Annotated in this window: 5 protein-coding genes; all 5 read left to right on the top strand. The window is 50.9% G+C overall.

Annotated elements, in window-relative coordinates:
- The first annotated feature begins 320 nt into the window (after nt 1-320).
- The 5 genes from ACB039_RS20800 (at nt 321) to rfbB (ending at nt 6,462) form a co-directional block, all read left to right on the top strand.
- The gene (locus ACB039_RS20800; protein ID WP_371166363.1) at nt 321-1,289 is read left to right on the top strand and encodes a glycosyltransferase family 92 protein; all 969 of its coding nucleotides are present in this window, start codon (nt 321-323) and stop codon (nt 1,287-1,289) included.
- Nucleotides 1,290-1,380: 91 nt separating this feature from the next.
- Nucleotides 1,381-3,396: a glycosyltransferase gene (locus tag ACB039_RS20795; RefSeq protein ID WP_371166362.1), complete on the top strand. Its 2,016-nt coding sequence runs from the start codon at nt 1,381-1,383 to the stop codon at nt 3,394-3,396.
- Nucleotides 3,384-4,406: a glycosyltransferase family 1 protein gene (locus tag ACB039_RS20790; protein WP_371166361.1), complete on the top strand. Its 1,023-nt coding sequence runs from the start codon at nt 3,384-3,386 to the stop codon at nt 4,404-4,406. The genes ACB039_RS20795 and ACB039_RS20790 overlap by 13 nt, the downstream gene beginning before the upstream one ends.
- 163 nt (nt 4,407-4,569) lie before the next feature.
- On the top strand, nt 4,570-5,352 hold the full coding sequence (locus ACB039_RS20785) for a methyltransferase domain-containing protein (protein ID WP_371166360.1): 783 nt from the start codon (nt 4,570-4,572) through the stop codon (nt 5,350-5,352).
- 24 nt (nt 5,353-5,376) lie between these two features.
- Complete coding sequence (gene rfbB, locus ACB039_RS20780; protein WP_371166359.1) at nt 5,377-6,462, top strand: dTDP-glucose 4,6-dehydratase; 1,086 nt, start codon at nt 5,377-5,379, stop codon at nt 6,460-6,462.
- Nucleotides 6,463-6,537 lie beyond the last annotated feature (75 nt).

Here is a 6,537-nt window from a genome sequence, read left to right as displayed (position 1 = left end):
GTAGCCTTTCTGGAATTGGATTTTGCTTTTGGCCATGATCTCGCACCTCGATAACTGTACGTAAGATCAGTATAGTTCGTGGTAACTGACTGCTAATCATGGGTAATCAGGTATAGCTTTGCTTTCAATGCCAAACGCCCTGACGTTGTTGCTGCCATCTTGCAGCAACCTACAGACAATCACACAGGATTGTGCTGCGGCTTCAATATCGCTGTGCCCTTCTCTGACCGTATCACCCTGGGGTTGGAGTCTGATGGCCTCATTACTTGGCTGGAGGAGTTGACCTTCTCCCCCACCATATAAGGCAACAGCACTACTTTGTGCCGGTATTCATCCATAAGATGAAACCGGCACTACACCCTGATTATCAATTGGACGAAAAATTGAACCTCTATATTGCTGCCATCATTAAAGATGAATATTCAGGTCTGCTTGAGTGGATTGCTTTTCACCGAGTATTAGGTGTGACCGGATTTATGATTGCCGATAATGGTAGTCGCGACGGCAGTACAGAACTGCTTGCCTCTCTCGCCAGATTGGGGATTGTGAGCACATTTGAGCAGCCCAATCTGGATAATCAAAAACCGCAATTGCCCGCCTACGAGCGTATTCTGCGTAGCTGTCCACCTGGGGTCGATCTGCTTGCCTTTATCGATGCCGATGAGTTTTTATTGCCGTTGACCAATGGGCTTGGACTGACCGATTTTCTTGCTTCCCGCTTTCAGGATGAGAGCGTCAGTGCCCTCGCCCTGAACTGGTCCAATTTTGGTTCCAATGGCGAGTTGTTTGCCGAAGACGGCCTGGTGACGGAGCGTTTTATCAAGCGGGCACCGCAATCTTTCAATGTTCACCACAATTTTAAAAGCGTCGTGAGACCACAGCGGGTGAATCGTTTTCATAACCCCCATTACGCCGACTTGCGCTATGGCCGTTATGTCGATGCCTTGGGCAATGACGTGATACTGCATCCCAAACATGGCAACGGGGTCAGTGCCGAGGTGCTCTGGAGTGGGGTGAGGGTCAATCACTATGCCGTCAAGTCACTGGAAGAGTTTCTGCTCGGCAAGCATCTGCGGGGCAGTGCGGCCACCGCGAACCGGGTCAAGCACAAGGCCTATTTCAAGGCCCATGATCGCAATGATGAAACTTGTCTGCTTGCTGCCGCCCTGGCACCCAGGGTAAAGGCAGAAATGGCCGCCATTGGTGAGCGGCTGGCGGCACTCCCTGCCGCCGAGTCAACCTCGGGCAGCTCTTGGATCGGCATCCAGATGAAGAAATGGATGGGTTGATATCGCAGTATTGTGCGTCTCTTGCCCACGTTTTCCTGGTCACGCCTGCGACCAAACTGGGTGCCCTCTTCTTCAGATTGTGAAACTTGTTATGCATAGTGATGGCCATTGGCAGCCCCTGGCGCTGCCAGACTCTTTTTCGTTGCGATCTGGCTGGCTCTTTATTCAGGGCAAAGTGAATGCCCGCCAGCCACGGGGAGCAACCCGGCTACGCTGGCAATGCCGCCAAGGGCGCTGGTACGAGCAGACACTGCCCGTAACGCGCCGTGGCACATTGCAAGAGCTGGTCTATCTCCCCATGGGAGCCTGTCAGCTCGCCTTGATGGCAAGCAATCAGGGGGCCGATTGCCTGGTTGAGATCACTCAGACTCGTCAGGTATCCCCCATCGAGAGCCTCTGGCGGCGTCTGCGCCGGGTATTGCCCTTCTACGGACGACTGAATGCTCAAAAGCGCAAGAGGCTGGGGTTATCCTGGCATCTGTGGTTAACCAATCTCCCTCTGGCATATGAACTGGTTGGCAAACTGCGTGATGACAGATCCCTGCACGCCTACGAGCACTGGCTGGCCAGTTTCGATACCTTGCAGCCAGGTGATCGTCAGATGATCACGCGTTTGCTGACTCGCTGGGACAACTTGCCCCATGTCTGCCTGCATCTGGTGGGTGAGGGAGACACCACAGCCCAGCAGCGTACCCTTGCCAGCATTGAGGCTCTCTGCTACCCGGCAAGTCATGTCACCTTGCTTAAGCCAGGCATTGACAAACCTGAGTCGGAGCACACTGCCGAAATCTGGCATTGGGCCATCCCCCTTGGGGCAGAGATCGCGCCTGCAGCACTCTTTTGGGTCGCCCATCAACTACGGCTGACTCCGGACGCAAAATGGATCTACGGAGATCACGATCTATTGGATGACAGTGGCAAACGCCACTCTCCCCACTTCAAACCGGATTGGAATGAAACACTGCTGCACGGCCAGAACTACATAGGCTGGTGTGCCCTGTGGCGCGAGCAAGGTGAACCTCTCGTGCCTGCCGACCGGGTCAGCTGTCATCACCAATGGCTGCTACTTTCCCGGCAGTTGGATGCAGGACAGATAGCGCATATTCCGGTGCTGATGATGCATCAACCCGGTGAAGAGCAGGATGATCATGGGCTGATCGCTCAGGCGAGCCAAGTGATGCCTTCGGGTGTGACGCTATCCCCTGCGCCCCACGGTATCTGTCGTTGGCACTGGCCACTGCCAGCCCAATTGCCTCGGGTATCGGTGGTCATCCCCACCCGCAATGGCCTGGCTCATCTCAAGCCCTGCATTGACAGTCTGGTACGGCAGACACGCTATCCCAATCTGGAAATCCTGGTGATGGACAACCAGAGTGACGAGGTCGATACCCTGGCCTATCTGGCCCATGCAGCCCAGGAATACGGGGTGCGGGTGATCCCTTATGATCATCCGTTCAACTATTCGGCCATTAACAATACGGCCGTGGGCCAGGCCAGTGGTGAGCTCATCTGCCTGCTCAATAACGACACAGAAGTCATGAGTCCGAGCTGGTTGGAAGAGATGGTCTCTCATCTGCTGCGTCAAGGCGTCGGCGTGGTGGGTGCCAAGCTCTATTTTGGCGACGGTAGAGTACAGCATGGTGGCGATGCCGTCGGTCCTGGTGGTTGCGCCGATCACTTTCATGCAGGCCTCACCGCTGATGACCCCGGTTATCAGCGCAGGGCCGTCTGTGCGCAGGAACTCTCTGCCGTCACTGCAGCTTGCTTGCTGACCCATCGAGAGTTGTTCTTGTCACTGGGTGGTCTTGATGATCTCAATCTGCCCGTTGCCTTCAACGATGTGGATTATTGCCTACGGGCTGGTGAGGCTGGCTGGCGAATTGTCTGGACCCCGTTTGCCGAACTCTATCACCATGAGTCGGTCTCTCGTGGCAAGGACGTGACGCCACAGCAGTTGGCACGAGCACAAAAGGAACTGCGCTATATGAAAAAACGCTGGGCGCAGCGGCTGAAGCACGATCCTGCTTATAATCCCAATTTGAGCTATGACCGCCCGGATTTCTCGCTTAGTCATGCTCCCAATGTGGTATTGCCATGGATGAAATGATCAGAAAGGTATTATTCAAAAAATACCGAAAATTAAATAAAAAAGAACATAGTCTTAGCTCTCTACTACATGGCCCATGTCGACGTGTTATTATATTACATGAAGGGAATTCGCCGACACTGGCCTATTTTCAACAGAGTATAGCTGCACAGTTTAAAGATATAGAGGTAATACTAAAAGACGGTAACGACCTTAGCCATCTTTCAATCCAATCTGACGATGCTATCGTCATCATCAGATTTATATCTTCACACTGGCAGGCTAAAATTGAGTTGGACATTGATAAGCTATCAAGAATCATTTATTTCATGGATGATGACTTGCTGGATCCAACTGCATTGCAACGACTACCTAAAGAATATCGCAAGAAAATACTGCGCCGCGCCTCGGCTCAGCACAGGTGGATTACCGCGTATTGTGATGAGTTTTGGGTATCCACACCCTACCTAGAAAAAAAGTACTCTGCGTTCGATCCAAAAATTATCAACCCGATGCCTTCCAACATTTTACTTGAGCACACTCCCATGCTGAGAATTGCATATCATGGCACCAGCTCTCATCGGGATGAAAAAATCTGGCTGTATGAAGTTATTAACCAAGTCATGAATCTCTGCCATAATGTTACATTTGAAATATTTGGCGAACATGATATATACAAACTCTATCGTAATACACCTAGAGTGACTGTACTTCATCCCATGACTTGGGAAAACTACTTGGTATATACCAAAACTCAACGTATAGATATCGGTTTAGCCCCTTTGCTTGACTCTGCGTTTAATGCCGGGAGAGGGCCCGTCAAGTTCTATGATTTTGTCCGTATGGGCGCGGTAGGAATATATAGCAACCGAGCCCCCTATAAAGAAGTAGTGACGCAGAATGTCAATGGCATTTTGCTTGAGAATGACAGTGAACTATGGGTAAATGCAATTAAAACACTGGCTCACTCTCATGAAAAAAGAATGCAACTTACCCATAATGCCAAGCAATCGGCCATACGCTCTTGCTAAACATTGATGTCAAGCAATAAAAACACCTATCATTATACTGCTCACGACTATGACATATAATTATCACGGGGTATTACCTTAAATAAAATTCTACCTCCTCGTGCCAGCCTCCTTGTAGGTTAAGGTTTAACCACCTATTAATATTGTATTAAAAAAGGATTTTATGCACCCATCTGCTCTATATTTTGGCAAGAAATTCTTCGATACTTACATTAAAGATATTCCAGAGCCTCTCAATATAATTGAGATAGGTTCGCAAGATGTGAATGGTAGTATCAGAGATTTCTTTGTATGCAAAGATAATATTATCTATACCGGCTTGGATTTTACCCAAGGGAAAGGTGTTGATATCTTGATCAGCGATCCTTACCGGCTCCCTGTCGAAGATGCATCTACCGATGTTGTCGTGACCAGCTCCTGCCTTGAGCATTCAGAGCTATTTTGGCTCTCATTCAGTGAAATGCTCAGAATTTTGAAGCCTGGTGGCCTTATCTATATGAATGTTCCAAGTAACGGATACATACATAGATACCCTGTCGACTGCTGGCGCTTTTACCCTGATTCAGGAAAGGCTTTAGAAACCTGGGGGCGTCGTTGTGGCTATGGTGTGACGCTACTGGAGTCATTTACCAGCGCACAATTCTCTCATTTGCAAGAAGACAGATGGAGTGATTATATCGCTGTGTTCGCAAAAGGCGATATTTGTGTAAATAACATTCAAAGGATGTCTTTTTGCTCTGATAAAACTCTGAAAAATGTTTACACGAATATTCATGGCAATCAAGACACAGATTTCACCCCCGAAGACTTTAAAATTCAGGAGAAATATAAAAACCAAGTCGCAGACATTCAAAAAAGATTGGACTTGGTAGTTCAATCTTATGAGAATAAGCTCGCCCAGAAAGATACAGAAATCGAGCAACTTAAATCTTTATTAACCCCTTAAGCGCAGAAAAAAGAGAGAAACGATATGAAAATCCTTGTGACTGGTGGTGCCGGTTTTATCGGTTCTGCGGTTGTTCGCCATATCATCCAGCATACCCAAGACTCAGTGGTCAACCTCGACAAGCTGACCTATGCGGGCAACCTAGAGTCCCTGGCTGAGGTCTCAGGCAGCGATCGCTATGTGTTCGAGCAGGTAGATATCTGCAACCGCACCGAGCTGGATCGGGTCTTTGCCGCCCACCAACCCGATGCCGTGATGCACCTGGCGGCCGAGAGCCACGTCGATCGCTCCATCACCGGCCCTGCCGATTTCATCGAAACCAATATCGTCGGCACCTATATGCTGCTGGAAGCCGCCCGTGCCTATTGGAACGTGCTGGACGAGACGCGCAAGGCGGCCTTCCGCTTCCATCATATCTCCACCGACGAGGTATATGGCGATCTGCCCCATCCCGATGAAGTTGCTCCCGGTGAGGCGTTGCCGCTCTTCACCGAAACGACCCCTTATGCCCCGAGCAGCCCCTATTCCGCCTCCAAGGCATCAAGCGACCATCTGGTCCGTGCCTGGCGCCGTACCTATGGCCTGCCGACCGTGGTCACCAACTGCTCCAACAACTACGGTCCCTATCACTTCCCCGAGAAACTGATCCCGCTGGTGATCCTCAACGCCCTGGATGGCAAGCCGCTGCCGGTCTATGGCAAGGGGGACCAGATCCGTGACTGGCTCTATGTGGAAGACCATGCCCGTGCACTCTATACCGTGGTCACCACGGGGGTGATGGGTGAGACCTACAACATCGGTGGCCACAACGAGAAGCAGAACCTGGAGGTGGTACACACCATCTGCGATCTGCTCGATGAGATGGTGCCGAAAGCAGGGTCCTATCGTGATCAAATCACTTATGTGGCCGACCGCCCCGGTCACGACCGTCGTTATGCCATCGATGCCAGCAAGATGAGCGCCGAGCTGGATTGGCAACCACAAGAGACCTTCGAATCCGGTATCCGCAAAACCGTGCTGTGGTACCTGGACAATCAGCAGTGGGTTGGCAACGTCAAGAGCGGGGCCTATCAGTCCTGGATCGAGCAAAACTACGGGGAGCGTGCCTGATGCATATCCTGTTGTTTGGCAAGAATGGCCAGGTAGGCTGGGAGTTGCAGCGCTCACTCGCTCCGTTGGGCCGAG

The organism is Aeromonas sp. S2(2024) (assembly GCF_041402505.1).
Classification (GTDB): domain Bacteria; phylum Pseudomonadota; class Gammaproteobacteria; order Enterobacterales; family Aeromonadaceae; genus Aeromonas; species Aeromonas media.
The sequence above is the reverse complement of the archived record's forward strand: the minus strand, read 5'-3'. Positions and strand labels throughout refer to the sequence as shown.